Genomic DNA, 533 nt, shown 5'->3' with positions numbered 1-533 from the left:
CCCCTGCAACTGTTTATTAAAAACATAGCACTCTGCAAACACGAAAGTGGACGTATAGGGTGTGATGCCTGCCCGGTGCTGGAAGGTTAATTGATGGGGTTAGCGTAAGCGAAGCTCTTRATCGAAGCCCCRGTAAACGGCGGCCGTAACTATAACGGTCCTAAGGTAGCGAAATTCCTTGTCGRGTAAGTTCCGACCTGCACGAATGGCRTAAYGATGGCCACGCTGTCTCCACCCCACTCTCAGYGAAATYGAAWTCGCYGTGAAGATGCRGAGTACCCGCGGCTAGACGGAAAGACCCCGTGAACCTTTACTACAGCTTGGCACTGAACATTGARCCTACATGTGTAGGATAGGTGGGAGGCTTYGAAGKMRTSACGCCAGTKGYKMTGGAGCCGWCCTTGAAATACCACCCTTGTATGTTTGATGTTCTAACTTGGTCCCCTTATCGGGGATGAGGACAGTGCCTGGTGGGTAGTTTGACTGGGGCGGTCTCCTCCCAAAGAGTAACGGAGGAGCACGAAGGTGGGCTA

1 rRNA gene is annotated in these 533 nt (G+C 52.3%); it reads left to right on the top strand.

The features are described 5' to 3' along the window. Positions 1-533 (top strand): 23S ribosomal RNA (locus DLK05_RS16920); the annotation flags it as partial.

This window comes from Ancylomarina longa (assembly GCF_003996985.1).
GTDB lineage: Bacteria > Bacteroidota > Bacteroidia > Bacteroidales > Marinifilaceae > Ancylomarina_A > Ancylomarina_A longa.
Note: the sequence above shows the minus strand (reverse complement) of the source record. Positions and strands in the feature narration are given on the sequence as shown.